The sequence below is a fragment of the Kitasatospora sp. NPDC094016 genome (assembly GCF_040304045.1).
GTDB lineage: Bacteria > Actinomycetota > Actinomycetes > Streptomycetales > Streptomycetaceae > Kitasatospora.
Window position 1 is genome coordinate 47611 of record NZ_JBEOUK010000006.1, and the last position, 25854, is coordinate 73464.

At 72.8% G+C, this 25854-nt stretch carries 23 protein-coding genes; 6 read left to right on the top strand and 17 right to left on the bottom strand.

Annotated elements, in window-relative coordinates; genetic code table 11:
• Positions 1-5 precede the first annotated feature (5 nt).
• The 5 genes from aroB to mltG (ABT015_RS08145) form a co-directional block, all read right to left on the bottom strand.
• Positions 6-1115 (bottom strand): 3-dehydroquinate synthase, encoded by a 1110-nt coding sequence (aroB, locus tag ABT015_RS08125; protein ID WP_350877856.1) that lies wholly within the window; start codon positions 1113-1115, stop codon positions 6-8.
• Complete coding sequence (locus tag ABT015_RS08130) at positions 1108-1629, bottom strand: shikimate kinase (protein ID WP_350877857.1); 522 nt, start codon at positions 1627-1629, stop codon at positions 1108-1110. Before ABT015_RS08130 ends, aroB begins: the two co-directional genes overlap by 8 nt.
• Positions 1626-2810, bottom strand: a complete 1185-nt coding sequence (aroC, locus tag ABT015_RS08135; protein WP_350877858.1) for a chorismate synthase — start codon at positions 2808-2810, stop codon at positions 1626-1628. The genes ABT015_RS08130 and aroC overlap by 4 nt, the downstream gene beginning before the upstream one ends.
• Before the next feature lie 209 nt (positions 2811-3019).
• Complete coding sequence (locus ABT015_RS08140) at positions 3020-3850, bottom strand: shikimate dehydrogenase (protein ID WP_350877859.1); 831 nt, start codon at positions 3848-3850, stop codon at positions 3020-3022.
• 34 nt (positions 3851-3884) lie between these two features.
• A complete protein-coding gene (gene mltG, locus ABT015_RS08145; RefSeq protein WP_350877860.1) occupies positions 3885-5393 on the bottom strand; it encodes an endolytic transglycosylase MltG in 1509 nt (502 codons plus the stop codon).
• On the opposite strand from mltG (ABT015_RS08145), the gene ABT015_RS08150 reads away from it, so the two are divergent.
• On the top strand, positions 5346-5867 hold the full coding sequence (locus ABT015_RS08150; RefSeq protein WP_350877861.1) for a hypothetical protein: 522 nt from the start codon (positions 5346-5348) through the stop codon (positions 5865-5867). The two genes, mltG (ABT015_RS08145) and ABT015_RS08150, sit on opposite strands and share 48 nt — an antisense overlap.
• A gap of 160 nt (positions 5868-6027) precedes the next feature.
• On the opposite strand, the gene mltG (ABT015_RS08155) is transcribed toward ABT015_RS08150, so the two are convergent.
• The 5 genes from mltG (ABT015_RS08155) to ABT015_RS08175 form a co-directional block, all read right to left on the bottom strand.
• The gene (gene mltG / locus ABT015_RS08155; RefSeq protein ID WP_350877862.1) at positions 6028-7290 is read right to left on the bottom strand and encodes an endolytic transglycosylase MltG; all 1263 of its coding nucleotides are present in this window, start codon (positions 7288-7290) and stop codon (positions 6028-6030) included.
• Between the two features lie 94 nt (positions 7291-7384).
• Complete coding sequence (gene ruvX, locus ABT015_RS08160; protein WP_244293307.1) at positions 7385-7855, bottom strand: Holliday junction resolvase RuvX; 471 nt, start codon at positions 7853-7855, stop codon at positions 7385-7387.
• A 17-nt stretch (positions 7856-7872) separates the two neighbouring features.
• Positions 7873-10542 carry an alanine--tRNA ligase gene (alaS, locus tag ABT015_RS08165; RefSeq protein ID WP_350877863.1) on the bottom strand — a complete coding sequence of 890 codons (2670 nt, stop codon included), beginning with the start codon at positions 10540-10542 and terminating at the stop codon, positions 7873-7875.
• Positions 10542-10985, bottom strand: coding sequence for a DUF6167 family protein (locus tag ABT015_RS08170; protein WP_350877864.1), 444 nt, complete (start codon positions 10983-10985; stop codon positions 10542-10544). Before ABT015_RS08170 ends, alaS begins: the two co-directional genes overlap by 1 nt.
• 4 nt (positions 10986-10989) lie before the next feature.
• Positions 10990-11469, bottom strand: a complete 480-nt coding sequence (locus ABT015_RS08175; protein WP_063346789.1) for a DUF948 domain-containing protein — start codon at positions 11467-11469, stop codon at positions 10990-10992.
• Positions 11470-11720: 251 nt separating this feature from the next.
• On the opposite strand from ABT015_RS08175, the gene ABT015_RS08180 reads away from it, so the two are divergent.
• Positions 11721-13949 (top strand): ATP-binding protein, encoded by a 2229-nt coding sequence (locus ABT015_RS08180; RefSeq protein ID WP_350877865.1) that lies wholly within the window; start codon positions 11721-11723, stop codon positions 13947-13949.
• A 56-nt stretch (positions 13950-14005) separates the two neighbouring features.
• Positions 14006-14326: a tetratricopeptide repeat protein gene (locus ABT015_RS08185; RefSeq protein ID WP_371522589.1), complete on the top strand. Its 321-nt coding sequence runs from the start codon at positions 14006-14008 to the stop codon at positions 14324-14326.
• A gap of 110 nt (positions 14327-14436) precedes the next feature.
• On the opposite strand, the gene rpsD is transcribed toward ABT015_RS08185, so the two are convergent.
• The 3 genes from rpsD to ppk2 all read right to left on the bottom strand — a co-directional run bounded on the left by rpsD (position 14437) and on the right by ppk2 (position 17618).
• Positions 14437-15051: a 30S ribosomal protein S4 gene (gene rpsD, locus ABT015_RS08190; RefSeq protein ID WP_063346792.1), complete on the bottom strand. Its 615-nt coding sequence runs from the start codon at positions 15049-15051 to the stop codon at positions 14437-14439.
• 324 nt (positions 15052-15375) lie between these two features.
• Positions 15376-16725 carry a replication-associated recombination protein A gene (locus ABT015_RS08195; RefSeq protein WP_350877867.1) on the bottom strand — a complete coding sequence of 450 codons (1350 nt, stop codon included), beginning with the start codon at positions 16723-16725 and terminating at the stop codon, positions 15376-15378.
• A gap of 59 nt (positions 16726-16784) precedes the next feature.
• Complete coding sequence (gene ppk2 / locus ABT015_RS08200; protein WP_350877868.1) at positions 16785-17618, bottom strand: polyphosphate kinase 2; 834 nt, start codon at positions 17616-17618, stop codon at positions 16785-16787.
• Positions 17619-17827: 209 nt separating this feature from the next.
• Between ppk2 and ABT015_RS08205 the strand changes: the two genes are divergently transcribed.
• Entirely contained in the window at positions 17828-18832 is a 1005-nt protein-coding gene (locus ABT015_RS08205; protein WP_350877869.1) for a LysR family transcriptional regulator, read from the top strand.
• Positions 18833-18836: 4 nt separating this feature from the next.
• Here ABT015_RS08205 and ABT015_RS08210 read toward each other — a convergent pair whose 3' ends face one another.
• The 4 genes from ABT015_RS08210 to ABT015_RS08225 form a co-directional block, all read right to left on the bottom strand.
• A complete protein-coding gene (locus ABT015_RS08210; RefSeq protein ID WP_402448282.1) occupies positions 18837-19346 on the bottom strand; it encodes a GNAT family N-acetyltransferase in 510 nt (169 codons plus the stop codon).
• Positions 19347-19438: 92 nt separating this feature from the next.
• The gene (gene aspS / locus ABT015_RS08215; RefSeq protein ID WP_350877872.1) at positions 19439-21220 is read right to left on the bottom strand and encodes an aspartate--tRNA ligase; all 1782 of its coding nucleotides are present in this window, start codon (positions 21218-21220) and stop codon (positions 19439-19441) included.
• The gene (hisS, locus tag ABT015_RS08220; protein WP_350877873.1) at positions 21217-22479 is read right to left on the bottom strand and encodes a histidine--tRNA ligase; all 1263 of its coding nucleotides are present in this window, start codon (positions 22477-22479) and stop codon (positions 21217-21219) included. Before hisS ends, aspS begins: the two co-directional genes overlap by 4 nt.
• A gap of 11 nt (positions 22480-22490) precedes the next feature.
• Positions 22491-23198, bottom strand: a complete 708-nt coding sequence (locus tag ABT015_RS08225) for an MBL fold metallo-hydrolase (RefSeq protein WP_063346799.1) — start codon at positions 23196-23198, stop codon at positions 22491-22493.
• A 274-nt stretch (positions 23199-23472) separates the two neighbouring features.
• Here ABT015_RS08225 and ABT015_RS08230 point away from each other — a divergent pair, with 274 nt between their 5' ends.
• Together ABT015_RS08230 and ABT015_RS08235 are read left to right on the top strand one after the other, a co-directional pair.
• Positions 23473-24315: a peptidylprolyl isomerase gene (locus ABT015_RS08230; RefSeq protein WP_350877874.1), complete on the top strand. Its 843-nt coding sequence runs from the start codon at positions 23473-23475 to the stop codon at positions 24313-24315.
• Positions 24316-24581: 266 nt separating this feature from the next.
• Complete coding sequence (locus ABT015_RS08235) at positions 24582-25811, top strand: DUF349 domain-containing protein (protein WP_350877875.1); 1230 nt, start codon at positions 24582-24584, stop codon at positions 25809-25811.
• The last annotated feature ends 43 nt before the right edge of the window (positions 25812-25854 follow it).

Genomic DNA, 25854 nt, shown 5'->3' on the forward strand with positions numbered 1-25854 from the left:
CCTGGTCACGCCGAGACCTCCGCGTAGGCGGCGACCAGCAGGGACGGGTCGGGGCCCTCCAGGACGGAGGTCTTGCCGAGGCCGTCCAGGACGATGAAGCGGATCAGGTCGCCGCGCGACTTCTTGTCGATCTTCATGGCGTCCAGCAGCTTCGGCCAGGCGTCCGCCTGGTAGCGCAGCGGCAGGCCGACGGAGGCCAGCACGGTGCGGTGCCGGTCGGCCGTCTCGTCGTCCAACCGGCCGGCCAGGCGGCCGAGTTCGGCGGCGAAGACCATGCCGATGGAGATCGCGGCGCCGTGCCGCCACTTGTAGCGCTCGTTGCGCTCGATGGCGTGGCCGAGGGTGTGGCCGTAGTTGAGGATCTCGCGCCGGCCGGACTCCTTGAGGTCCCCGGAGACCACGTCGGCCTTGACCTGGATGGCGCGGCGGATCAGCTCGACGGTGTGCGGGCCGTCCGGGGTCTTGGCGCCCTCCGGGTCGGCCTCGATCAGGTCGAGGATGGCCGGGTCCGCGATGAACCCGCACTTGATGACCTCGGCGAGGCCGGAGACGTAGTCGTGCTTGGGCACGGTCGCCAGGGTGTCGAGGTCGGCCAGCACGCCCACCGGCGGGTGGAAGGCGCCGACCATGTTCTTGCCCTCGGCGATGTTGATGCCGGTCTTGCCGCCGACGGCCGCGTCGACCATGCCGAGCAGCGTGGTGGGCATGGAGATCCAGCGGACGCCGCGCAGCCAGGTGGCGGCGACGAAGCCCGCCAGGTCGGTGGTGGCGCCGCCACCGAGGCCGACGACGACGTCGCTGCGGGTGAAGCCGGTCTGCCCGAGCACCGACCAGCAGTACGCGGCGACCTCGGCGCTCTTGGCGTCCTCGGCGTTGGGCACCTGGAGCGCGATCGCCTCGTAGCCCTCGCCGAGCAGGTCCTCGCGGATGGCGTCGGCGGTGGCGGCCAGCGCCTCGGGGTGGATGATCGCGACCCGCTTGGCCCCTCTTGTCCCCAGACTGGGGGGACTGATCAGCGCCGACAGCTCACCGAGCAGCTGGTGCCCGATCAGCACGTCGTACGGGTCGTGGCCGGCGCTGCCGCCGACGTGAATCCTGACGATGGGGTCAGTCATGGGGGGTCTTCAGCTCCAGTGCTTCCAGTACGGCGTCCGCGACCTGCTCGGGGGTGCGGCCGGCGGTGTCGACGACGGCGGTGGCCACTTCCAGGTAGAGGGGCCGGCGGGCCTCCATCAGCTCGCGCCAGCGGGCCCGCGGGTTGATGGCCAGCAGCGGGCGCGGGGCGTCCAGGCCGACCCGCTTGACCGCGTCCGCCAGCGGGACCTCCAGGAAGACGACCGGCAGCTCGCGCAGCAGGGCGCGGGTGGCCTCGGCCATCACCGCGCCGCCGCCGAGCGCCAGGACGCCGTCGTGCTCCGTGGCGCCCGTGCGCACGGCCCGGACCTCCAGCTCGCGGAAGTGCGGCTCGCCCTCGTCGACGAAGATCTCCGGGATGGGCTTGCCGGCCAGCGCCTCGATGTCGGCGTCGGTGTCCCGGAAGCCGACGCCCAGACGCTCGGCCAGGGCCCGCCCGACGGTGGACTTGCCACTGCCGGGCGGGCCGACCAGCACAACGACCGGAACGGTCATCGGATGATCAGGTTGTCGAGGTAGCCCTGCACGTTGCGGCGGGTCTCAGAGACGTGGTCACCGCCGAACTTCTCGTTCACCGCGTCGGCCAGCACCAGCGCGACCATCGCCTCGGCGACGATCCCGGCGGCCGGCACGGCGCAGACGTCCGAGCGCTGGTGGTGCGCCTTGGCCGGCTCACCGGTGCGCACGTCCAGGGTCTGCAGCGCCCGCGGCACGGTGGCGATCGGCTTCATGGCGGCCCGCACCCGCAGCACCTCGCCGGTGGTCAGGCCGCCCTCGGTGCCGCCGGAGCGGCCGGAGGTGCGCTTGACGCCCTCGGGGGTCGGGACGATCTCGTCGTGCGCCTGCGAGCCGGGCACCCGGGCCAGCTCGAAGCCGTCGCCGACCTCGACGCCCTTGATCGCCTGGATGCCCATCAGCGCGGCGGCCAGCCGGGCGTCCAGCCGGCGGTCCCAGTGCACGTGCGAGCCCAGACCCACCGGCACGCCGTACGCGAGCACCTCGACCACGCCGCCGAGGGTGTCGCCGTCCTTGTGGGCCTGGTCGATCTCGGCGACCATCGCCTTCGACGCGTCGGCGTCCAGGCAGCGGACCGGGTCGGCGTCCAGCCGCGCCTCGTCCGAGGGCAGCGGCAGCACCCCGGCCGGGGCCTTGGCCGCGGCCAGCTCGACCACGTGGCTGACGATCTCGATCCCGCAGGTCTCCTTCAGGTACGCGCGGGCGACGGCACCGAGCGCGACCCGGGCGGCCGTCTCACGGGCGCTGGCGCGCTCCAGGATCGGACGGGCCTCGTCGATCGAGTACTTCTGCATGCCGGCCAGGTCGGCGTGGCCGGGCCGGGGGCGGGTGAGCGCCTCGTTGCGGGCCAGACCGGCCAGCACCTCGGGGTCGACCGGGTCGGCCGACATAACCTGCTCCCACTTCGGCCACTCGGTGTTACCGACCATGACCGCCACCGGGCTGCCCATGGTCTCGCCGTGCCGGACGCCGCCGAGGAACGTCACCTCGTCCTGCTCGAACTTCATCCGTGCGCCGCGACCGTAACCGAGCCGGCGGCGCGCCAGCGCGTCGGCCACCACCGCGGTGGTGACCGGTACACCGGCGGGCAGGCCTTCCAGCGTCGCGACGAGTGCGGGGCCGTGCGACTCCCCCGCCGTCAGCCAGCGCAACGTACCCAACGGAGCTCCTTCATCAGCGGACCGGCCTCGGCACCTGCCGGGGCCCGCCCGGGCGTGCCTTTTCCCCTGAATCCTTTCACGTCCCGGCGGCACCCGGAGGCCCAGTCCGCGTGACGGACGGCAACCGGTCAGTCGGCGGGACGGTGGTCGGCACGATTCCGGCCACCCGGCCGGGCGGTGGTCGGCGCGATCCGGCCACCGGCGCGGCCTCAGCGCCCGGCGAGGGCCTTCTCGCCCGCCTCGCGCATCGCCGCCAGCGGCCCCGGCGCCCGCCCGGTGAAGGCCTCGCTCTGCAGCACCGCCTGGTGCACCAGCAGGTCCAGCCCGCCCAGGACGGTCGCCCCGCGCGCGGCGCAGGCGGCGGCCAGCGCCGTCGGCCACGGGTGGTACAGCACGTCGAACAGCGCCCCCGGCACGGCGGGCAGCGCCCCGGCGAACGCGTCGGTCGCACCGACCGGCGTGGTCGAGACGGTCAGCGGCCGCGCCAGCGCCTGCGCGCCGAGCTCCCAGTCGGCGGTGCGCACGGCGACGCCCAGCCGCTCGCCCAGCTCGGCCATCTCCCGGGCCCGCTCCGCGCTGCGCACGTAGACGGTCACCTCGCCGGTGCAGACCTGGGCCAGCGCCGCCAGCGCCGAGGAGGCCGTGGCCCCGGCACCCAGCACGGCCGCGGCCGGCACCTCGGTGATGCCCCGCTCGCGCAGCGCGTTCACCAGCCCGGGGACGTCGGTGTTGTCCCCGGTGCGCCGCCCGTCGGCGGTGAACACCACGGTGTTCACCGCGTCCACCGCGCGGGCCGTCGCGCTGACCTCGTCCAGCAGCGGGATGATCGCCCGCTTCAGCGGCATGGTCAGCGACAACCCGGCCCACTCGGCCTCGTCCAGCCCGGCGAGGAAGCCGGGCAGGCCGGCCTCGTCGACCTCGAAGCGGTCGTAGCGCCAGCCGTCCAGCCCGAGCGCCGCGAAGGCGGCCCGGTGCAGGTCCGGCGAGAGCGAGTGGGCGATCGGCGAGCCGAGGACGGCGGCCCGGTGCTTGCTGGTCAACGCTGCTCCTCCGTGAACGGCGGTGCGGTGGCGGCTACTTGGTGGTGCAGTGGAGACCGACCTTGTCGAAGCCCTGACCCGCCGCCCGGCAGTACGCCTCGACGTTGGCCGCGTGCTCCTTGTCCGTCTCGGCGAAGAGGGTCTTGGTCGGGGACATCGCGATGAAGTACAGCCACTTGCCGTCCGCCGGGTTGAGCACCGCCTTGAGCGCGTCGTCGCCGGGGTTGGAGATCGGCGTCGGCGGCAGGCCCGGGTTGATGTAGGTGTTGTACTTGTTGGACCCGTCGTTGATGTCCTTCTTGTCCAGGTCCTTGCGGCCCAGCGAGTACTGCAGCGTGGTGTCCATGCCGAGCGTGTGGCGCACGGCATCGCTCGCCAGCCGGTTCTGGATGGTCCTGGCCATCTTGCCGAAGTCCTCGACGTTGTTGCCCTCGCGCTGCAGGATGCTCGCCTCGATGACCACCTCGTACGCGTTCTTGAGGCCGGCCTTGGACGCGTCGGCGTCCAGGGTCGCGTACTTGTCGGTGGCGTTCTTCACCATCTGCTTGAGCAGGTCCTCGGGCTTCATGCCGTCGGCGATGTTGTACCGGGTCGGCCAGAGGAAGCCCTCGACGTTGCCGTTCGCGTACGCCGGCAGGCCGAGACTCCCGACCTGGGCCTTGGCGACACCCGCCGTGGTGCCCTGCGGCAGCTTCAGCTTCCCGTCGATCAGGGTGTAGATGTCGGCGGCGGTCTTGCCCTCCGGGATGACCAGCCCCGCACCGCCGGCCCCGTTGAGCAGTTCGCTCAGCGCGGTGGCGGCCGGCAGCTCCTTCTTCAGCGAGTAGAAGCCCGGCTGGATGGTCTTGCACTTCGGCTCGGCGTCGCAGGCCTTGCTGAAGGCGTCGACGCTCTTGACCACGCCTGCGCTCTTCAGGGCCAGACCGATCTGACCGCCGACCGCACCCGACTTGACCTCGACCTGGACGGGGCTGCCGCCCTCGCCCGTGAAGTCCGGCGGCGGGCCGAAGTGGTCCTGGTAGAAGCCGTAGCCCCACCAGCCGGCCCCGCCCAGGGCGCCGACCAGCACCAGCGCGACCAGCAGGCAGGCCCCGCCGTTGCGGCGGCCGGACTTCTTGCCCTTCTCCTTGCGCTTCTTCTGCGCGTCGCGGGAGGAGTCCTCCTCCCCGAGGAAACCCTCCTGCTCGACGTGGCCGTCCTCGTCGCGGTACTCGGCGTCCTCGTGGTGGCCGTCCTCGTGACGGCCGTCCTCCTGGAAGCCCTCCGGGTGGCCGTCCCACTCGTCGGTCTCGGGCGCGTGCCCGCCGACCGGGTCGGCGCCGGCCTCCAGCGCGGCGGCCTCGGCCTCCCAGTCGATGCCGTCCGGGCCGGGGCCACTGACGGGCGCGACCGGCTCGGGTTCCGGCGCCGCGCGACGCCGCCGCCCGGGCTGCGCGCCCTGCTGCGGGATGCCCGGCTGCTGCTGCGCCCCGGGCTGCTGAAGCTGCTGGGGCTGTTGGGACTGTTGGGGCTGCTGCGGTGCCATCCCCTGCTGCTGCGCCATGCCCGGCTGCTGCTGACCGTCCGGGAACCCCTGCTGCTGATACCCCTGCGGGTACCCCTGCTGCGGCATCTGCTGCATCTGCTGCTGTTGCTGCTGATACCCCTGCTGCGGCATCTGCTGCTGCGGGTAGCCCTGCTGCATCTGCTGCTGGGGCACCTGCTGCTGCGGGTACTGCTGCTGTCCCCCCGGGAACCCCTGCTGCTGATACCCCTGCGGGTACCCCTGCTGCGGCATCTGCTGCGTCTGCTGCTGTTGCTGCTGATACCCGTGCTGCTGCACGTCTCCGTACGGCTGCTGGACCGGCTCGCCCTGCTGCTGGGGATACTGCTGGACCGGCTCGCCCTGCTGGGGATACTGCTGCCACTGGCCGTCCTGCTGGCCGGGGACCGGCTGCTGGCCGACGTACCCGGGGTCACCGGGGTGCCACGGCTCAGAGCCCTGGGGGCCGTAGCCCCGACCCAGATCGGTCATTGATCCCCTTAACCGACGAAGACGGCCGGAGGATCGGACCGGCCGTCCGGGACGCGGTCCCGGCTGATTCTCGAACCGGCGTGCTAGCGCAGCGCCTGGGAGGAGACGTTACCGTACCGCACACGTCCCCCCGGCAGGGCGGACGTGCCGTCAGTGTCCGACCTCATCCACCCTCGCTCGGCTCGGGCGCCGGCGCCGCCGGCCCGGAGTCCGGGGCCGACGCACCGGCCGAAGCCGACGGCAGCTCCGAGGCGCTCGGCTTCGCCGACGCCCGGTTGGCGTTGAAATCGGCGACGTTGCGCTGCTGCACGTCGAAGCTGTCGGTGAAGCGGGTGTCCCCCGGTTTCACGGTGACGAAGTAGAGCCAGTCCCCCTGCGCCGGGTCCAGCGCCGCCATGATCGCCTGCCGCCCCGGGTTGGAGATCGGCGTGGGCGGCAGCCCGGGGTGCAGGTAGGTGTTGTACGGGGAGTCCAGCCGGGTGTCGGTGACGGTGGTGTTCAGGGTCGACCGGCCGAGCGCGTAGTTGATCGTGGAGTCGAGCTGCAGCGGCATGCCCTTGGCGAGCCGGTTGTAGATGACCCTCGCCACCTTGCCCATGTCCTCGTTGTTGTCGGCCTCGCCCTGGACCATGCTGGCCACGGTGACCAGCCCGTACAGGCTCTGCCCGAGGTTCTGCGCGACGACGTTCGCGTCGTCCCGGCTGAACTCCTTGCCGGCCCGCTCCACCATCTGTTTCAGCAGGTCGATCGCGGTGGTCCCGTCGGTGACGCTGTACGTCGCGGGGAAGAGGTAGCCCTCGGGGCTGCCCTTGGCGAAGTCCGGCAGGCCCAGTTCGGCGCCCTGCTCCTGGGCGGTGCGCTGGGTGGTGCCCTCCGGCAGGCGCAGCTTGTGGTCGATGGCCACGTAGATCTGGTAGCCGCGCCAGCCCTCGGGGATGGTCAGGCCGTTGGCGTTGGCGGGGTCGATCAGCACGGTCAGCGCGGCCGCGGCCGACATCCGCTGCTTCAGGGTGTAGGTGCCGGGCTGGATCCGCCCGGCGGCCGCGGCGCTGCCCTTGGCCGCCCGGGTGAAGGCGATCGAGCTGGCCACCACCCCGTTGCGGACCAGGGTGGACGCGATCTGGGACAGGCCCGCGCCCTCCGGCACGGAGACCTGGACGCTGCCGGTGCCCTGCCCCGCGAAGTCGGCGGCGGCCGGGGGTGTGCGCTGCCCCTGGAACCAGGTGTACCCGGCGAGGCCCGCCCCGCCGAACACCGCGACCAGGGCGAGCGCGGTCAGCGCGCAGGCCAGTCCGTTACGCCGTCGGTGCGGATCGGGTGCATCGGAGCGCATGCGGGGCGCGCCCGGCGGGCGGCCCTCCGGCTCCAGCACCGGCGCACCCAGGTGCCCGGGCGTGAGCCCCGGGTGGAAGTCCTGGTCGGTCATCGCTCGCGTCCCCTAGGCAGTGCCGAAACGTTCGAAAGGGGTCCGTGCGGACGCGTCCGCACGGACCCCTCGACGGGACGTTAGATCAGGCCGGTCAGCCGACCGCCTCGACGCTCTCACCAGGCGGGTTCCCGCTCACCCGTTCGGACTCAAGGGCGGTCTGCAGGATCACCACCGCGGCGGCCTGGTCGACCACCGAGCGGCCCTTCTTCGCCTTGACGCCCGAGGCGCGCAGCCCGTGGGTGGCGGTGACGGTCGACATCCGCTCGTCGACCAGCCGGACCGGCACCGGGTACAGCCGGTTGGCCAGCCGCGTCGCGTAGGCGCGGACCTTCTCCGCCGCCGGGCCCTCCTTGCCGCTCAGCGAGCGGGGCAGCCCGACGATCACCTCCACCGCGTCGTACTCCTCGACGATGGCGGCGATCCTGGCCTGCGACTTCACCCCGGCCGGAACGGTCTCCACGGGCGTGGCGAGCACCCCGTCGGGGTCGCAGGACGCGACCCCGATCCGGGCGTCACCGACGTCGACGGCGATCCGCCGCCCCCGCCGGAAGGGCCGCTCCACCTGAGGCTCCTCGACCATCAGCTGGCGCGCTCCGCGACCAGGCCGCGCACCGCGGCGACGGCCTCGCCGACCGCGGCCGGGTTGGAGCCGCCGCCCTGGGCGACGTCGTCCTTGCCGCCACCGCCGCCGCCGAGGGTCTTGGCGGCGACCCGGACCAGCTCGCCGGCCTTGATACCGCGGGCGCGGGCGTCCTCGTTGGTGGCGATCACGGTCAGCGGGCGGTCGTTCGCCACGGTGAAGGCGGCGACCACGGCCGGGCGCGAGCCGAGGCGGCCGCGCACGTCCAGCACCAGCTTGCGCAGCTCGTCCGCGCCCACGCCGTCGGCGACCTGCGCGGCGACCACCGAGATGCCGTGCACGTCCTCGGCCGAGTCGGCCAGACCCGCCGCGGCGGCCAGCACCTTCTCGGCGCGGAAGCGCTCGATCTCCTTCTCGGCGTCCTTGAGCTTGGCGAGCATGCCCGAGATCTTCTCCGGCAGCTCCTCCGGGCGTCCCTTGACCAGCTCGGTCAGCTGGGAGACCACGGTGTGCTCGCGGGCCAGGAACTTGTACGCGTCGACGCCGACCAGCGCCTCGACGCGGCGCACGCCGGAGCCGATCGAGGACTCGCCGAGCAGCTTGACCAGGCCCAGCTGGGCGGTGTTGCCGACGTGCGTGCCACCGCACAGCTCCTTGGAGAAGTCACCGATGGTGACGACCCGGACCTCGTCGCCGTACTTCTCGCCGAACATCGCGATGGCGCCGGCCTTGCGGGCCTGATCCATCGTCATGACCTCGGCGGTGACGTCGAGTTCGCGGCCCAGCACGTCGTTGATCTTCTGCTCGACGTCGACCAGCACGGTGCCCGGGACGGCGGCGGGCGAGCCGAAGTCGAAGCGGAAGCGGCCGGGGGCGTTCTCGGAGCCGGCCTGGGCGGCCGTCGGGCCGAGCGCGTCACGCAGCGCCTGGTGGGTCAGGTGGGTGGCCGAGTGGGCGCGGGCGATCGCCCGGCGGCGCTCGGTGTCGATCGTGGCGTACGCCGAGGCGCCGAGCACGACCTCGCCGAACAGCACCCCACCGGAGTGCACGATGACACCCGGGACGGGCTGCTGCACGTCGCGGATCTCCACCACCGCGCCGGACTCCAGCCGGATCCGGCCGTGGTCGGCGAGCTGGCCGCCGCCCTCGGCGTAGAACGGGGTGCGGTCGAGGATGATCTCGACCTCGTCGCCCTCGGAGGCGGCCGGCGCCGGAACGCCGTCCACCAGCAGGCCGACGACGCTGGCCTCGCCCTCGGTGAGGTTGTAGCCGGTGAAGACGCTCGCGCCGGACGTGTCGGCGACCTCGCGGTACGCGGCGACGTCGGCGTGGCCCATCTTCTTGGCCTTGGCGTCCGCCTTGGCGCGGTTGCGCTGCTCCTGCATCAGGCGGCGGAAGCCGGCCTCGTCCACCTGGAGGCCCTGCTCCTCGGCCATCTCCAGGGTGAGGTCGATCGGGAAGCCGTAGGTGTCGTGCAGCTTGAAGGCCTGGTCCCCGGAGAGGACCGCGCCGCCGGCCTGCTTGGTCTCGGTGACCGCGGCGTCCAGCAGGCTGGTGCCGGCCTTGAGCGTCTGCAGGAAGGCCGCCTCCTCGCCGACGACGACCGTCTCGATGCGCTTGCGGTCGCTCTCCAGCTCCGGGTACTGCGGAGCCATCGCCTTGATGGCGATGTCGGTGAGGTCCTTGGCCACCACGCCGGTGGCGCCCAGCAGGCGCATGTTGCGGATGGCGCGGCGCAGGATGCGGCGCAGCACGTAGCCGCGGCCCTCGTTGCCGGGGGTGACGCCGTCGCCGATCAGCATCAGCGCGGTGCGGATGTGGTCGGTGACCACGCGCAGCGAGACGTCCGACTTGTGGTCGGCGCCGTAGGTGTGGCCGGTGAGCTCGGCGGCGCGGTCGAGGATCATCCGGCTGGTGTCGATCTCGAAGAGGTTGTCGACGCCCTGGAGGATGGCGGCGAGGCGCTCCAGGCCGAGGCCGGTGTCGATGTTCTTGCTCGGCAGGTCGCCGAGGATCTCGAAGCCGTCCTTGCCGTCGCCGTGGCCGCGCTCGTACTGCATGAAGACCAGGTTCCAGATCTCCAGGTAGCGCTCGCCGTTGACGGCCGGGCCGCCCTCCTCGCCGTACGCGGGGCCGCGGTCGTAGTTGATCTCCGAGCACGGGCCGCAGGGGCCGGGGACGCCCATCGACCAGAAGTTGTCCTTCATGCCGAGGCGCTGGATGCGCTCGGACGGGACGCCGATGACGTCACGCCAGATCAGCTCGGCCTCGTCGTCGTCCTGGTAGACGGTGATCCAGAGCTTCTCCTTCTCCAGGCCGTAGCCACCGTACGCGACGGAGCTGGTGAGCAGCTCCCACGCGAACTTGATGGCGCCTTCCTTGAAGTAGTCGCCGAAGGAGAAGTTGCCGCACATCTGGAAGAAGGAGCCGTGCCGGGTGGTCTTCCCGACCTCCTCGATGTCCAGGGTGCGCACGCACTTCTGGACGCTGGTGGCGCGCGCGAACTGCGGCTTGACCTCGCCCAGGAAGTAGGGCTTGAACGGCACCATGCCGGCGTTGACCAGCAGCAGGGTGGGGTCGTCGGCGACCAGGGACGCCGACGGAACGACGGTGTGGCCGCGCTCCTCGAAGAAGCGCAGCCAGCGGCGGCGGATCTCAGCCGACTCCATTATTGGTCCTTCCGGTTCGGGGTGCCGCCCCGCTGCGGCAGGGCGCGGCGGGGCGTTTCTTCAATGGCTCGGGTGGTGGTGCGGGCCCCACGGGATACGGGGCGGGGGCCGGACGGGGGCAGGGCGGCGGCCGGGCTGCCGGGCGCCGCCGAGATAGCTCGGTACTGCGGCTCGCCGCGCAGGACCCGGCGGGTGCTCCCGGGTTCGACGACGGCGGTGCCGTGCAGTCCGAGGTCGTCCTTCAGCTGCTCCTCGCGCTCGGCCATGCCGGCCCGCACGTCCTGGGCGAACTGCTTGGCCAGGTCGCCCAGGTGCAGCGCACCGCGCGTGGCGGTGCCGGAGAGGCTGTCCGGGGTGAGCCGGTGCACGGCCTCGTTGGCCTTGTTGATGGCCCACACGGTCGCACCGGCGCCGACCGCCATCCAGAAGACGCGTCGCACCATGCCGTCAGCCCCTCACCGCGCGCCGGACCCGGGAGAGCAGGCCGTTCCTGGGCGCGGTCGCGGCGCGCACCTCGGCCCGGATCAGCCGGGCCAGCTCCTCGCGCTCGCCGCTCTGCGACGGCACGGACGGCTGGCCGCCCTGCTGCTTGGCGACGGCCTTGCGGACGCCGTAACTGAAGGCCGCGACCTTCACCAGCGGGCCGCCCAGGGTGGCGGCGACGGTGGAGGAGAGCGCGTTGGCGTTGGCGGCGGCGTCCTGCACGTTGGCGGTGATCTCGTCCACCCGCTCCAGCTGCTGGTTGGCACTGCGCACGGCGGCGCCCGCGTCGCTCAGCAGCGGGACGGCCTGCTCGGTGACGGCGGAGACGAGGACGGTGGCCTCCTTCAGCACTCGCGAGAGGCGGACCAGCACCACGGCGAGCAGGGTGACCAGGACCGCCCAGAACACGGCGACGAGCAACCCGGCCAGCTCTCCCACGGACACCTTTGCGCGCTCCCTCGCCTTGCTGTTCTCCAAAGGGAACCCTATCGCGCCCACGCCCGGTTTCCGGACCGGGTTGTCGCCGGGCTCCGGGGTCCGCCGTCGCGTCGACGCCCGGCCGAACCGGTCGGATGTGCGAACCGCGCGCGTAACCTACCGGCCGGTCACCTCGTTCTGCCAGGCGGGCCGTCGCCCGTACGGCCCGACGAACGTCCGGCCCCGACGGTCCGGGCCAGGAACACGGGGAGCAGCGCTTGGCCGGCGACTGGAGAGCACAGCCCGGGGAACCCGCGGCGTGGCCGCGCGAGCCGGAGCCCGGCCGGCTGCCGGCCGAGGTGACGGGCTTCGTCGGGCGGCAGCGGGAGCTGGCCGAGCTGGCGGGCCTGCTGGCCGGCGCCCGGCTGGTGACGGTGACCGGGCCGGGCGGGGTGGGCAAGAGCCGGCTGGCCCTGCGCGCCGCCGCCCGGGCGGCCGACGCCTTCCCGGACGGCACCTGGCTGGTCGAGGTGGCCCCGGTGCAGGATCCGCTGCGGCTCGGCCGCGCGGTGCTGGAGGCGCTGCGGCTGGCCGACGACGCGGCCCGCCCGCCGCTGGACCTGCTCGCCGAGCGGCTGTCCGGTCGGCGCGCTCTGCTGGTGCTGGACGGCTGCGAGCACCTGGTGCAGGCCTGCGCCGAACTGGCGCACGCGCTGCTGCGGGCGCTGCCCGGCCTCCGGGTGCTGACCACCAGCCGCGCCGCGCTGCGGGCCTCGGGCGAGCACCTGCTCACCCTGGCCCCGCTGCCGGTCGACCCCCGGCCGGGCGGTCCGGGCGGTCCGGGCGGGCTGCCGGACGCGGTGCGGCTGTTCGCCGAGCGGGCCCGGGCGGTGCTGCCCTCCTTCGCGCTGACCGAGGCCAACGCCGAGGCGGTGGGCCTGCTCTGCCGCCGTCTGGACGGCATCCCGCTGGCGGTGGAGCTGGCGGCCGGGCGGCTGCGCGCGCTGTCGGTGGAGCAGATCAGCGCCCGGCTGGACGACCGGTTCCGGCTGCTCACCGGCGGCTCCCGGACGGCCCTGCCGCGGCACCGGACGTTGCGCACCACGATCGGTTGGAGCCATGAGCTCTGCACCGTGCAGGAACGTTTACTCTGGGCCCGCCTGTCGGTCTTCGCCGGCAGTTTCGACCTGGAGGCCGCCGAGTACGTCTGCGCCGGTGACGGCCTGGAGGCCGAGGACGTGCTCGACCTGCTCGACGAACTGGTCGGCAAGTCCGTGGTGCTGCGCGAGGACAGCGCCTTCGGCGTCCGCTTCCGGCTGCTGGACACCCTGCGCGACTACGGCGGCCAGTGGCTGCGGGCCGCCGGCGAGGAGCAGCGGCTGCTGCGCCGCCACCGCGACTGGTACCTGGGCGTGGCCACCTGGGGCGAGGTCGAGTGGTTCGGGCCCCGGCAGGCCGAGACCGCCGAGCGCACCGAACTCGCCCATCCCAACCTCCGCGCGGCGCTGGAGTTCTGCCTCGCCGAGCCCGGTGAGGAGCAGATCGCCCTGCTGCTGGCGGGCACGCTGTGGTTCTACTGGGTCGGCTGCGGCCACCTCGGCGAGGGGCGGCACTGGCTGGACCGCGCGCTCGCCCTGGACCGCGAGCCGACCGAGGCCCGCGCCAAGGCCCTCTGGGCGACCGGCCACCTGGCCACCCTGCAAGGCGACCTGGAGGCGGCCCGCCCGGCGCTGGAGGAGTGCCGCCGCCAGGCCCTGGACACCGGCGACGACCGGGCGCTCGCCTACGCCGTCCACCGGCAGGGCAGCGTGGCCCTGATCGGCGACGAGCCGGACCGCGCCGCCGAACTGTTCGAGGAGGCGCTCTGGCACTACCGGACCATCGGCGAGCTCAACAGCACCGTCGTGCTGGCCATGTTCGAGCTGGGCCTCGCGTACCTCTTCCAGGGGGATCCGGAGAGCGGGGAGCTCTGGTTCGGCCAGGCCCGCGAGCTGTGCGAGGAGCACGGCGAGCAGTGGGCGTACGCGTACGTGCTGTACGCGATGGCGTACGCGCACTGGCTGGACGGCGCCGTCCGGGCGGCCCGCGCCCTGGCCCGGGAGGGCCTGCGGCTGAACCACCTGTTCCACGACCTGCTGGGCATCGCGCTGGCGATCGACCTGCTGGCGCTACTGGAGACCGAGCCGGGCGGCCCGGGCGCGCCGGGCGATCTGGGCGAGGCCCGGGTGCTGCAGGGCGCCGCGCACCGGATCTGGGGCGCGGTCGGCCTGCCCTTCCTGGGCTCGCGGTCCTTCTTCGGCCCGCACCGGGAGTGCGCGGAGCGGGCCCGGGCGGGGCTGACCGCGCAGGAGTACGAGCGGTGCTACCAGGCCGGGGCCCGGCTCGACCTGGACGCGGCGGTCTCCCGGGCGCTGGGCGGCAGCGGGTCGGCGGGCGGCCCGGAGCCCGGGGCCGGGCCCTGCTCGGTGCCGTCGGCACCGACGCCCGCGCCGGCCAGGAATAGCTGAAGCTTGCTGATTGCTTGAGGAGGCAAGGAACCACCCGGAAGGAGCACCCCGTGGCCGTGACCACCGCCGCCGACGAGTACCGCCTCGCGACGTTCCACTTCGAGTCCAAGGCCTACGCCGACGCCGCCCGCATGCTGGAGGGCGTGCTGGCCGAGGAGCCGGCCAACCTCTCGGTCCGGCTGCTGCTGGCCCGCAGCTACTACCACTCCGCCCAACTCGGGCGCGCTGAGGCCGAGTTGCTCCGGATCCTGGACACCGACCCGGCCGAGGACTACGCCCGGCTGATGCTCGGCCGCACCCTGGAGCGCCAGGGCCGCGCCGAGGAGGCCCGCCCGCACCTGCGGCTGGCCGCGGCGATGACCGGCGAGAGCCGGTAAATCCCGTCCGACCGGCACCAGGAGCTGCCACCGGAAAAGGGGCGAGCCCCCGCCGCCTCGAAAGGCGACGGGGGCTCGCTGAGGTACCGCGGATGCGGAACCGCCGCGGGTCAGCGCGAGTAGTACTCGACCACCAGCTGCTCGTCACAGATCACCGGGACCTCCTTGCGCTGCGGCGCACGGTCCAGGCGGAAGGCCAGGGCCTTCAGGTTGACCTCGAGGTACTTCGGGGTCTGGCCCTCGCCCGCGTAGCCACCCTCACGGGCGACCTGGAACGGGACCTTCTCCTTGCTGCGCTCGCGGACGGTCACCACGAAGCCCGGCTTCATCTGGTACGACGGCTTGTTGACCTTGCCACCGTTGACCTCGATGTGGCCGTGGACGACCATCTGGCGGGCCTGGTAGATGGTGCGGGCAATGCCCGAACGCAGCACCAGCGAGTCCAGACGGGTCTCCAGCTCGGCGACGAGCGCCTCACCGGTCTTGCCCTCGGCCTTCTTCGCGCGGTCGAACGCGCGCGCCATCTGCTTCTCGCTCAGGTCGTACTGGGCGCGCAGACGCTGCTTCTCGAGCAGACGGACCTTGTAGTCCGAGTTCTGCTTGCGACCACGGCCGTGCTGGCCGGGCGGGTACGGGCGGGCCTCGAAGTACTTGACGGACTTCGGGGTCAGCGGCACGCCGAGCGCACGCGCGATCTTGACCTTGGGACGCTTCTGGTTCGCCATGAACCAAACCTTCCTTGCTTACGAATACGGCTTCACCAGGTGTTGACGGAGGTCGCATCTCGCGACCCGGAGACAACCCATCGCCGAGGCGATGCGGTCAGCCGCTCTCCGGAGCCGGGCACGAAAGTGCTGGTCACACGGAACAGCCCGGAAATCCGGGCCGTCCGCGACACCGAAACGGTGCGCGACGCTCCTGGTGCGGGCCTCCCGGAGGAGGCCTACGGCCGATGCCCCGCTGGTGTGGCCGGTCGGTGGGGTCTCCCCCGCCGCCGTCCCGGGACGTGGCACTCCGACCGATTGTACCGGGTGCTCGACCGCCCCTTCTCACTCGCCCCTGAGCCGGCCCCGCGTCCACTCCACGACGTCCGCGTAGCGGGCCTCGCCGCCGCGCCGGGTCGGCTGGTAGTAGTCCTTGCCGTGCACCGCGTCCGGCGCGTACTGCTGGGCCGCGATGCCCTCCGGCAGGTCGTGCGGGTACTGGTAGCCCTGGCCGTGGCCGAGCTTGCCCGCGCCGCCGTAGTGCGCGTCCCGCAGGTGCGGCGGCACCGCGCCCGCGAGCCCCTGCCGGACGTCCGCCAGCGCCGCGTCGATCGCCAGGTAGGCCGCGTTGGACTTGGGCGCCAGGGCCAGCGCGATCGCCGCCTGGGAGAGGATGATCCGCGCCTCCGGGAAGCCGATCAGGGCCACCGCCTGGGCCGCCGCGACCGCCGTCTGGAGCGCCGTCGGGTCGGCCAGGCCGACGTCCTCGCTGGCCGAGATCATCAGCCGGCGGGCGATGAACCGCGGGTCCTCCCCCGCCTCGATCATCCGGGCCAGGTAGTGCAGGGTGGCGTCCACGTCGCTGCCCCGGATCGACTTGATCAGCGCGCTCGCCACGTCGTAGTGCTGGTCGCCGTCCTTGTCGTAGCGCACGGCCGCCTGGTTGACGGCCGTCTCCGTGGTGGCCAGCGTGATGCTCGCCTCGCCCTTCTCCAGCGCCGCCCCGGCCGCCGCCTCCAGCGTGGTGAGCGCCCGCCGGGCATCACCGCCGGCGAGGCGCACCAGGTGGTCCTCGGCCTCCGCCGTCAGCTCCAGCGCGCCCCCCAGGCCGCGCTCGTCGGCCGTCGCGCGGCGCAGCAGGGCGCGGACGTCCTCGTCGGTCAGCGACTCCAGGGTGAGCAGCAGCGAGCGGGACAGCAGCGGGGAGATCACCGAGAAGTACGGGTTCTCGGTGGTCGCCGCGATCAGGGTGACCCAGCGGTTCTCCACGGCCGGCAGCAGCGAGTCCTGCTGGGCCTTGGAGAAGCGGTGGATCTCGTCCAGGAACAGCACCGTCTCGCGGCCGGACATGCCGACCGCCCGCCGGGCGCCGTCGATCACCGCCCGGACCTCCTTGACCCCGGCGGTGATCGCGGACAGCTCGACGAAGCGGCCCTCCACGGCCTGGCTGATCACGTGCGCGAGGGTGGTCTTGCCGGTGCCGGGCGGGCCCCAGAGGATCACCGAGCTGGTCGCCGCCGGGCCGCGCGAGCCCGAGACCAGCCGCCGCAGCGGCGACCCGGGCTTCAGCAGCTGCCGCTGCCCGGCCACCTCGTCCAGGGTGCGCGGACGCATCCGTACGGCCAGTGGCGCCCGGCCGGGCTCCCTGCTCTGGCGTTCCTCGGCGGCGGCGGTGAAGAGGTCCGGTTCGTCCACACCGGAAGCCTATGCGAGGCCGCCGACACACCCGCCGGGGCCGCCCGGCATCATCGTGCTCAGGCCCGGTCCGGCCGATCGAGGCGGGCCGCGTGGTCCGGGACGTACTTCTGCAGGTCGCGCGGGGGCCGCTGGTAGCCGCGCGGGGCCGGGCGGGGCGGCAGGTCGATCTGCGGGGCGGTGGTCTCGCGGTACGGCACGGTGGAGAGCAGGTGGGCGATCATGTTGATCCGGGCCCGCCGCTTGTCGTCGCTCTCCACCACGTGCCAGGGCGAGTCCGGGGTGTCGGTGTAGACGAACATCTCGTCCTTGGCCCGCGAGTAGTCCTCCCAACGGGTGATCGACTCGACGTCCATCGGGGAGAGCTTCCAGCGCTTCATCGGATCCTCCAGCCGGTCCCGGAAGCGCCGTTCCTGCTCGGTGTCGCTCACCGAGAACCAGTACTTGCGCAGCAGGATGCCCGCCTCGATCAGCATCCGCTCGAAGGTCGGGCACTGGTGCAGGAACTGCCAGTACTGCTCGTCCGTGCAGAAGCCCATGACCCGCTCGACGCCGGCCCGGTTGTACCAGCTGCGGTCGAACAGCACGATCTCCCCGGCGGCCGGCAGCTGCTCGACGTACCGCTGGAAGTACCACTGGGTCTTCTGCCGCTCGGTCGGGGTCGGCAGCGCCGCGACCCGGGCGATGCGCGGGTTCAGGTACTCCGTCACCCGCTTGATCGCGCCGCCCTTGCCGGCGGCGTCGCGCCCCTCGAAGACCACCACCAGCCGGGCGCCCTCGACCCGCACCCACTCCTGGAGCTTCACCAGTTCCTGCTGGAGCCTCAGCAGTTCCCGCTCGTACGGCTTCCTCGCGAGTCGTTCCGGCTTCGCGGTCCGCTGCTCCTCGGCCACCTGGGGTCCTCCGTCCGGCTGCTGCTGATGAGCACTCACCGTAGGCGCTGGAGGCCGCCCCCGCAGGTCGGCGGACGGGCGGGCGGCAGCGGCGGCCCCCTGAACCGCCGCTGCCGCGCTCCCCCGTCCGGTCGGCGCGAACGCCGAACGACCAACCTTGGCCCACACCTGCCGGACGGGTCCAATATCCGGTTCCATAACCTTGGGGCATGGATGTCGACACCCGCCTGCTGCGCAGCTTCGCCGCGGTCTGCGAGGAGGGTCAGCTGACCGCCGCCGCGGCCCGGCTGTTCGTCTCCCAGCCGACGCTCACCAAGCAGATCCGCCAGCTGGAATCGCTGCTCGGGGTCGAGCTGTTCGAGCGCTCGCGGCGCGGCATGGCGCCCACCCGGGCCGGGCGGGCGCTGGCGGACTACGCCGGGGCGATGCTGGCCGGCTGGGAGGACGCGCTGCGGGCCACCCGGGCGGCCGCCGCCGAGCAGGGTTCGGTGCTGCGCGTGGGGTTCGAGGGCGGCATCATCAACCTGATGACCCGCAGCACCGTCGCCGACTTCGCCCGGCGGATGCCCGGCTGGCAGGTGGAGCTGCGGCAGAACAACTGGTTCGACCCGACCTCGGGCCTGGCCACCGGCGAGATCGACCTGACGCTCTGGCACGGCCCGGCGTGGCTGGTCGAGCACTACAACGTCGCCGTGCTCGGCGAGGAGGCGCGGGTCGTGGCGCTGCCGGCCGGGCACCGGCTGGCGGACCGGGCCGGGCTGTCCGTCGAGGACCTGCTGGACGAGCCGTTCGTGGCGATACCGCACGAGGCCGGGCACTGGCGCGAGTACTGGCTGGCGGGCCGGGAGCGGGGCGGGCGTCCGGTGCGGATCGGCGCGGTGGCGCACAACACCGACGAGTGGCTGGCCGCGGTGGTGTGCGGTCAGGGCGTCGGCTTCGCACCGGAGACGATGAGCCGGCTGGCCGTACGGGGTGACGTCGCGTACCGGCCGGTGCGGGGGCTCAGCCCGAGCCTGGTCGGGCTGTACTGGCCGAAGGACCGCGAACTCACGCCGGCGATGGCCGCGTTCGTGCGCAGTTGCCGGGTCACGGTCCCCTTCGGCCGGCTGGGATCGTCGGGTGGGACGGAGCCCCGGGTGGGAACGTCGGGTGGAACGGGGCCTCGGATGGGGACGGGGCCCCGGGTGGGAACGCGGCCGGTGGAACCGACCTGACGGTCTACACCGCCACGAAGGCCTCGGGGTAGCGGCAGAGCCCGCGCGGAGCGCCGTCGTACGCGGGCAGCGGCAGCGCCTGGAAGTAGGCGTCCGGCACCTCGAACGGCCCGCTGACCTCGTGCCGACCGGCCGCGCTGAAGCCGAACCGCCCGTAGTACTCCGGGTCGCCGAGGACGACCACGAGCTTCTCCCCCGCCTCCTCGGCCGCCGACAGCGCGGCCCGGACGACGAGTTCGCCGACGCCCTTGCGCTGCCACTCGGGCGCGACGGCGACCGGCGCGAGCGCGAGGCCCGTGCCGTCCTCGCCGACCCGCAGCCGGGTCAGCAGCGCGTGCCCGATCACCAGCCCGGTCTCGTCGACCGCGACCAGCGACAGCCCGGGCAGCCAGGCCGGATCGCGGCGCAGCGCGTCGACCAGGTCCGCCTCGTCCGGGCCGGGGAACGCGGCCATGTGAACGCGTCTGGTCGCCGGGGCGTCATCCGGACACTCGACCCTTGTGATCACCTGCATGAGTCAACCCTCCTTGTGTCACACGTCATTGTGGACCGGCCCCGGACGGTGGGTGGACCGTCCGGGGCCGTTGAAGGTTAGCGGATCCGGTGTCAGGCCTCGGACTTCGCGGCGTCCTCGCGCAGCTTCGGCTTGGCGTCCACGCCGGCCTCCCGGCGCTGGGCCGGGGTGATCGGGGTCGGGGCGCCGGTCAGCGGGTCACCGCCGGTGGACGTCTTCGGGAAGGCGATGACGTCGCGGATGGTGTCGTACCCGCCGAGCAGGGTGACGATGCGGTCGAGGCCGAAGGCGACGCCACCGTGCGGCGGCGGGCCGTAGTTGAAGGCGTCCAGCAGGAAGCCGAACTGCGAGGCCGCCTCCTCCTCGGAGAGGCCGATCGCGTCGAACGCCCGCTTCTGCACGTCGCGCTGGTGGATACGGATCGAACCGCCGCCCAGCTCCGAGCCGTTGAGGACCAGGTCGTAGGCGTTGGACAGGGCCGAGCCCGGGTCGGTGTCGAAGGTGGCGAGCGACTCGGCCGTCGGGGCGGTGAACGGGTGGTGCACCGCGTGCCAGCCCTGGAACTCGCCCTTGTCGTCCTCGATCGGCTCGAACATCGGGAAGTCGACGACCCAGAGGAAGGCCCACTGCGACGCGTCGATCAGCTCGCAGCGGCGGCCGATCTCCAGGCGGGCGGCGCCCAGCAGCTCCTGCGAGGGGCGCTGCTTGCCGGCCGCGAAGAAGATCGCGTCGCCGTTCTTGGCGCCCGCGGCGGCGGCCAGGCCGGCCAGGTGCTCCTCGGACAGGTTCTTGGCGACCGGGCCGCGCAGCTCGCCGGTCTCGGCGTCGATGACGACGTAGGCCAGGCCGCGGGCGCCGCGCGCCTTGGCCCAGTCCTGCCAGGCGTCGAGCGCCTTGCGGGGCTGCGAGGCGCCGCCGGGCATCACCACGGCGCCGACGTACGGGGCCTGGAAGACGCGGAACTCGGTGCCCTTGAAGTACTCGGTGAGGTCGGTGAGTTCCTGTCCGAAGCGGACGTCCGGCTTGTCGGAGCCGTAGCGGGCCATGGCGTCCGCGTAGGTCATCCGGGGCAGCGGGTTGGGGAGCTCGTAGCCGTGCACCTCGCGCCAGATCGAGCCGACGATCTTCTCGCCGAGGGCCAGGACGTCCTCCTGGTCGACGAACGAGGCCTCGATGTCGAGCTGGGTGAACTCCGGCTGCCGGTCGGCGCGGAAGTCCTCGTCGCGGAAGCAGCGGGCGATCTGGTAGTAGCGCTCCATCCCGGCCACCATCAGCAGCTGCTTGAACAGCTGGGGCGACTGCGGCAGCGCGTACCAGTGGCCGGGCTGCAGGCGGACGGGGACGAGGAAGTCGCGGGCGCCCTCGGGGGTGGAGCGGGTGAGGTACGGCGTCTCGATGTCGAGGTAGTCGTTCTCCTCCATCACCCGGCGGATGATGTTGTTGACCTTCGAGCGCAGTCGCAGGCCCTTGGCGGGGCCCTCGCGGCGCAGGTCCAGGTAGCGGTAGCGCAGCCGGACCTCCTCGTTGACCGTGCCCGGCTCGTACTCGGCGACCGGGAAGGGCAGCGGGGCGGCCTCGGAGAGGACCTCGATCTCGCTGACGACGACCTCGACCGCGCCGGTCGGGATGTCCGGGTTCTCGTTGCCGTCGGGGCGCACCCGGACGTCGCCGACGACCTTGACGCAGTACTCGGCGCGAAGGCCGTGCACCGAGTCGAGGTCGCGGACCACGATCTGCACGGTGCCGGAGGCGTCGCGCAGATCGATGAAGGCGACACCGCCGTGGTCGCGGCGGCGGGCGACCCAGCCGGCCAGGGTGACGGTGGTGCCTGCGTGCTCCGGGCGGAGCGTGCCCGCGTCGTGCGTGCGGATCACAGCTGCTTCTCCTTCAGGGTGGTGACGAGTGCGTCGAGGGCGACGGGGTTCTGCTCGCCGGTGGTCAGGTCCTTGAGCTGGACGACGCCGTCGGCGAGGTCCCGGTCCCCGGCCACGAGGGCGAAGCGGGCGCCGGACCGGTCGGCGGACTTCATGGCGTTCTTGATGCTCTTGACGCCGAAGGCGAGGTCGGTGGCGACGCCGGCCCGGCGCAGCTCAACCACCTTGGCGAACAGGACGTTCTTGGCCTCCTCGCCGAGCGCGACGGCGTACACGGAGGTCGCGGCGGGCAGGTCGAGGACGATGCCCTCGGCCTCCATCGCCAGGAAGGTGCGGTCCACGCCGAGGGCCCAGCCGACGGACGGCAGCGCCGGGCCGCCGATCATCTCGGACAGGCCGTCGTAGCGGCCGCCGCCGCCGATCGCGGACTGGGCGCCGAGGCCGTTGTGCACGAACTCGAAGGTGGTGCGGGTGTAGTAGTCCAGGCCGCGGACCAGCTTCGGGTCGTCGACGAAGGCCACGCCGTTCGCGGTGAGCAACTCGCGGACCTTCTCGTCGTACGCCTTGCACTCCTCGCACAGGTAGTCGCGCAGCTTGGGCGCGTCGACCAGCTGGGCCTGCACGGACTCGCGCTTGTCGTCCAGGACGCGCAGCGGGTTGATGTCGGCGCGGCGGCGGGTGTCCTCGTCCAGGTCCAGGCCGGCGAGGAACTCGACCAGGGCGGCGCGGTAGACCGGGCGGCACTGCTTGTCGCCGAGGCTGTTGAGCAGCAGCGAGTAGTCGCGCACGCCCAGCGAGCGGAAGGCGTCGTCGGCGAGGATGATCAGCTCGGCGTCCAGGGCCGGGTCCTCGGCCCCGATCGCCTCGGCGCCGACCTGGGAGAACTGGCGGTAGCGGCCCTTCTGGGCACGCTCGTAGCGGTAGTACGAGCCGGAGTACCAGAGCTTGACCGGCAGGTTGCCCTGCTTGTGCAGGTTGGCCTGGAGGGCGGCGCGCAGCACCGAGGCGGTGCCCTCCGGGCGCAGCGCGAGCTCGTCGCCGCCGCGGGTGGTGAGGTTGTACATCTCCTTGCTGACGATGTCGGTGGACTCGCCGACGCCGCGGGAGAAGAGCTTCACGTCCTCGAAGACCGGGGTCTCGATGTAGCCGTAGCCGGCCCGGCGGGCGGGCGCGGCGATGCGCTCGCGGATCGCCAGGAAGGTCGCGGAGCTGGGGGGCAGCAGGTCGTAGGTGCCCTTGGGGGCGGTGAAGGTGCTCAACTTCTCTTCCGTCACATTCCTCGTCGCGGGAAAGCCTGGGCGCCGGCCGCCCCTGCTGCCTGTCGGAGGTAGGGGTTGGTGGCGCGCTCGTGGCCGATGGTGGTCTGTCCGCCGTGGCCGGAGAGGACCACGGTGGTGTCGTCGAGGGGCAGGCACACCCGGGCCAGCGACCGCATGATCGCCTCGCTGTCCCCGCCCGGGAGGTCGGTACGCCCGATGGAGCCGGCGAACAGCAGGTCGCCCGAGAACAGCACCGGGGGGAGGTCCTCGGCACCGGGCGTCCGGAAGGTCACCGACCCCCCGGTATGGCCCGGGGCGTGGTCCACGGTGAGCTGCAGGCCGGCGAGCTCCAGCACGGCGCCGTCGGTGAGCTCGCGCACGTCGTCGGGCTCGCCGACGGTGAGCTCGCCCATCAGCTGGGTGCCCAGGGCGCGGCCGAGGGCCTTCTCCGGGTCGGACATCATGTACCGGTCCTCGGGGTGGATCCAGGCCGGGACGCCGCGGGCGCCGCAGACCGGGACCACCGAGGCCACGTGGTCGATGTGGCCGTGCGTGAGCACCACGGCGACGGGCTTGAGCCCGTGCTCGCGAACCATCTCCTCGACACCGCGCGCCGCCTGGTGGCCGGGATCGACGATGACGCACTCCTCGCCCGCCGCCGGGGCGACCAGGTAGCAGTTGGTGCCCCAGGCTCCAGCGGGGAATCCGGCGATGAACACGCGCGTCCTTCGTGATGCGGTCGGCAGTGGCGGCTACGGTCGCGGCTGCCGGGTCGGATGCAGCCACCAGTCATGCAGCACACCAGTGAGGTAAAGGCAGCCTACCGGCGGTGCGGGTGCGGTTGCGAACCAGATAGGGGTGGCGCGCGCGGTTCGCGCTGACAGGTTCACCGCGTTCTTACAGGCCCGGTCCCTACACTTGGCCGCCGATGGATGCGATGATCCGCTTCGGTACCCATCCACTTTCCCAGCACATCCGTAGGAGACACGGCCGGTGGTCAGCAGCGAACAGCGGCGGCGGCAGCTCGCCCGAGAGAAGTACGAGCGCCAGATGGAGCGGCGGGTCGCCGCGCGGTCCGCGCGCAGGCGCCGCAACACGATCCTGGGCGCCTCGCTCGCCGTCGTGGTGCTGGCCGGCGGCGGTGCGCTGGTCGGCACCGGGGCGTTCAGCTCGGACAAGGACAAGTCGGCTTCGTCCGCCTCCTCCGCCCAGGCCGCGCCGAGCCAGGGCGCCGAGCCGACCACCCCGACCCGCAAGCCGGTCGAGGGCTGCGCCGATCCGGCGCCGGGCGCGCCGAACGGCAAGCAGTGGCAGGCCGAGCCGGCCATGGCGGTCGACGCGGGCGGCTCGTACACCGCGACGCTGGACACCAACTGCGGCAAGGTGACGCTCGCGCTCGACGCGGCCAAGGCCCCGCACACGGTGAACTCCTTCGTCTTCCTGGCCGGGGAGAAGTACTTCGACCACACCAAGTGCCACCGGCTCACCACCGACGGCATCTTCGTGCTCCAGTGCGGCGACCCGACCGCCAGCGCGACCGTCCCGGGCGGCACCGGCGGCCCCGGTTACAAGTTCGCGGACGAGAACCTGACCGGCGCGACCTACCCGGCGGGCACCGTGGCGATGGCCAACTCAGGCCCCGGCACGAACGGGAGCCAGTTCTTCCTGGTCTACAAGGACACCCAGCTGCCCCCGAACTACACCCCCTTCGGCAAGATCACCGGGGGCCTGGACGCGGTGCAGAAGATCGCCGCCGCGGGCACCCTGGAGGGCGCCCCGGACGGCCACCCGATGGCCGACGTCACCTTCAACTCGGTGACCACGACAAAGAGTTGACATCTCCCGGGGCCGCCCGCAAGAGGCGCCCGAAGCGCCTCGGCGCGGCCCCGGCCCGAAATCGCCCGGCCCGGATGCGGACAGCACCGGGGCTGGTCGCCTATGTTGGCGTTGTATTCAGGGTGCCCGCACCCGCCTGGCCGTCACCCTCGGCAGCAAGTCACGGCGGACGGGGACGGCGGACTCATCGGTCCGCCGCACATCAACTGTGGACGACGGACGCGCGCCGCCCCGGCGCGGGCGCGACGTCATGTGGAGGACGCGCTATGAGCAGCGACCCGTGGGGCCGTGTCGACGAGCAGGGCACGGTCTACGTCAGGACGGCCGACGGCGAACGCGTCGTGGGTTCCTGGCAGGCCGGCTCGCCCGAGGAGGCCCTCGCCTACTTCGAGCGCAAGTACCAGGGCATCGAGGTGGAGATCGGCCTGCTGGAGAAGCGGGTGCGCACCACCGACCTGGCCGCCAAGGACGCCCAGGCCGCGCTGGACCACCTGCGCGCCCAGGTGACCGAGGGGCACGCGGTCGGCGACCTGGCCGCCCTGGCCAAGCGGCTGGACACGCTCGCCGGCGAGATCGAGAGCCGGCGCGAGGAGCGCAAGGCCGCCCGCGCCAAGGCCCAGGACGAGACCCGCACCGCCAAGGAGGCGCTGGTCTCCGAGGCCGAGCAGCTCGCCGAGTCCACCCAGTGGCGGGAGGCCGGGGACCGGCTGCGCGCCCTGGTGGACACCTGGAAGGGCCTGCCCCGGCTGGACCGCAAGAGCGACGACGAGCTGTGGCACCGCTTCTCGCACGCCCGTTCGGTCTTCTCCAAGCACCGCAAGGCGCACTTCGCGACCCTGGACGCCGAGCGCGAGCAGGCCCGGCAGACCAAGGAGGCGCTGGTCGCCGAGGCCGAGGCGCTGTCCTCGTCCACCGAGTGGGGCGACACCGCGGCCGCCTACCGCGACCTGATGGCGCGCTGGAAGTCCGCCGGCCGGGCCCAGCGGGACATCGAGGACGAGCTGTGGGCGCGGTTCCGCGGCGCGCAGGACGTCTTCTTCCAGGCCCGTTCCGCGGTGTTCAGCGAGCGGGACGCCGAGCAGGTGGCCAACCAGAAGCTCAAGGAGGCGCTGGCCACCGAGGCCGAGGCGATCCTGCCGATCACCGACCTGAAGGCCGCCAAGGCGGCGCTGCGCGAGGTCAACGAGCGCTGGGAGGCGATCGGGCACGTGCCGCGCGACGCCCGTCCGAAGCTGGACGGCCGGCTGAACACGGTCGAGCGGGCCATCCGCGAGGCCGAGGACGCCGAGTGGAAGCGCTCCAACCCGGAGGCCAAGGCGCGCGCCGCCGGCATGGTCGGCCTGTTCGAGGCGAAGGCCGACAAGATCCAGGCCGACCTGGACAAGGCCCGCGCCGCCGGCAACGCCGGCCGGATCGCCAAGCTGGAGAACGAGCTGGCCGGCGTGCAGACCCTGCTGGAGCAGGCGCACCGGAGCCAGGAGGAGTTCAGCGGCTGATCCGCCGAACGCACGAGAGAGGGCCCCGGGATCTCCCGGGGCC